Annotated in this window: 1 protein-coding gene; it reads right to left on the minus strand. The window is 38.6% G+C overall.

All coding sequences use genetic code 11. The features are described from left to right. Positions 1-2,924, minus strand: a 2,924-nt coding sequence (locus JO950_RS21600; RefSeq protein WP_202704489.1) for a condensation domain-containing protein, incomplete at both ends; no start/stop codon positions are given.

The raw sequence follows: 2,924 nt of genomic DNA on the forward strand, positions 1-2,924 counted from the left end.
CCGCCTATACAAATCTCTCCGACTACTCCTATAGCTTGTAATTCTTCTTTTTCGTTTAAAATATAAATCTGCGTGTTTGCAATAGGACATCCTATTAAAATAGATTCCTTTTCAAATCCTATTTCCTTTATCGTACATCCAACCGTCGATTCGGTCGGACCGTATTCGTTATAAATACTAATTGAAGGATTTAAGGATCTTAGTATCTGGACATGACTGTCTTCAAGTTTCTCACCTCCAACTATTGCTAATTGAACTTTGCTACTGTTTAACTCAAATTGCCCAAGCAAACTGATATGGGCAGGGGTTAATTTTATACAACTTATTTCGCTCTCAAAGTATTCTTTTATTATACTTGAAACATCTGACGTATTGCTAAAAATGGTTAGTACTCCTCCACTTATCAAAGGCAAGTAGATACTTGTCACTGTTAAATCAAAGGACATAGACGTAAAAAGCCCAAAATTTAAAGGCAATGAAGCATTTGAATATTCTGATTGACCCCACGTTAGATAATTTGCCAGCGATGCGTGTTCTACCATCACTCCTTTGGGATTACCCGTAGAACCTGAAGTGTAGATCACATAAGCAAGATGATTTTCTTTAGTGGTAGTCATCATTAATGCCTTAGAATAACTCTTTCGGCTTTCTTTGAATTTGCTTAATTCTTGCTCATCCAGGCAAACCTTATAGTGGGTATCCTCTTTAATATAGTCTATTCTTTCCTGAGGGTATTCCGAATCGATAGGAACATAAGCTCCTCCTGCCTTTAATATACCCAATATCGAAACGATCATCCACTCACTTCTCTCCAATTGTATGACTATCAAATCATCCGACTGAATGTTGTAATGAATTCTTAGATAATGAGCCAGCTGATTAGATCGCTCACTAAGCTCTTTGTAGGTAAACTCTATATCCTCAAATACCACAGCTATATTGTCCGGGGTCTTTGCAACTTGTTCTTCAAACAAATCGACAATCGTTTTATCTTTTGGATAGGAAACCACTGTATCATTAAATGTAAACAGCAGCTTATGTTTCTCTTCTACTAATACATAATCTATTTTCGAAATTTTCTCCTCAGGACAAGATAATATCGAATTTAAAAGATGTTTGAAATGTTCCATTAAGCGCTCTATCATCTCACGCTCATAAACATCCACATTGTAAATTAAATTGAAATAAATATAATCTCCAACCTCTCCAAAATGCAGTTCTATATCATTCTTAACCTTCAAAAGTCCATTATCCGACACCTGGTTTATAACCGTATCATCCAATATCCTCAAGTCTTCATTTTCCGTAATATTATGATAGGTGATCGAGATATCAAAGATTGGACTTCTGCCCGTATCTCGCTGAAGTCCTAACCCTTCTACCAATTGATCAAAGGGGTACATTTGATGGTTATAGCTCTTTAAAGTATGCTCTTTTACAGACTGGTAAAAATGATCAAAGCTTTCCTGAGGATTAATCTCATTTTTTAAAGCCAACGTGTTTACATAAAAACCGATCTGGTCTTCCAAATCAGCATGATCTCTACCCGCTACGAGAGTTCCTATGATGATATCCTGCTGAGCGGTATAACGGTACATTAACACATTCCATGAGGCCAGTAAGCCCATGAAAAGACTGCCGCCATTCTCCTGCACATATCCCTTTAGCTTAGCTGTTGTTGCTTTGTCCAGATAAGTGGCTAAACCATGACCGTTAAAGCTTTTAACTTGAGGTCGTTGTTTAACTCCCGGCAAATCCAGTAATGGCAATTCTCCTGAGAGATTGTCCAGCCAATATTCTCTATGTGCCTTAAATGACTCCTGGTCCAATTGGGCTAGCTGCCAGGCTGAATAATCCTTGTACTGGATTCTCAATTCCTTTAAATCAGGCTCTTTTCCTGCCCTGTAGGCTTCATAGTATTTGAATATATCTTTGGTTAATATCTCCATTGACCAGCCATCACTAATAATATGGTGTATGTTGAAGTAGAACCAATATTCCCCTTCCTCTACCTGAAGTAAGGCCGCTCTGAGTAAAGGCCCCTTCGCCAGATCAAATACGCGGTAAGAATCGGCTGCGATATAGGCTTCTGCTTTTTCTTGCTTATCAGCTTCTTTTCTAAAATCCTGATAGTCGATTGAAAAGTTTAAATCTCCCTTTTCCAGCACCCATTGCCTGATCTCTCCCGACTCGTCTTCCCTGAAAACCGTTCGTAAGATCTCATGACGATCAATTGTAGTCTCAATAGCCCGCTTGAAGTTTTCAATTTCAATGCCTTCTTTAAGATAAAGACTTCCAGGCATATTATAAGCTGTCGAGCCTCCTTCAAACTGACTCAAAACCCATACTCTTCTTTGAGCATTAGATATGGGATAACTTGCTTGAAGAATTGACTTTTCTATTGGAACAAACTCCTCTCTTTTTGAAGAGGCTATCAGTTCTGCCTGTGAAGCTATACTGGTATGAACAAATACCTCTCTTAAAGTCAGCTTTACCCCTAACTCCTTTTGATACTCATTGCTCAGACGAACTGCTTTTAAGCTATGACCTCCCAATGCAAAAAAGTCATCATTGATCCCAATGTTTTCTCTTTTCAGTACTTCTTCCCAAATCTTTACCAGTTTCTCTTCCAGCTCATTTCGTGGCGCTACATAGGCAACACCACTCGATAATCCCGCACCCTCAGGATTCGGTAATGCTTTTTTGTCAATTTTACCATTGGCCGTTAATGGGATGACCTCGAGTTGAACAAAGTACGCCGGGAGCATATACTCCGGCAACGACTGTTTTAAATAAGTTCTTAAATCACTTGCGTTCTGCTCAATATTAGAAACAATATACGCTACAAGTTCTTTCTCTGCTGACTCGTTCTCTCTGGCTAAAACAACTGCCTGACTTACAGCTTCATGTTTTACTAAAGCATG

Source organism: Flavobacterium sp. UGB4466 (assembly GCF_903469665.1).
In the GTDB taxonomy this organism is placed as follows: Bacteria; Bacteroidota; Bacteroidia; order Flavobacteriales; family Flavobacteriaceae; genus Flavobacterium; species Flavobacterium lipolyticum.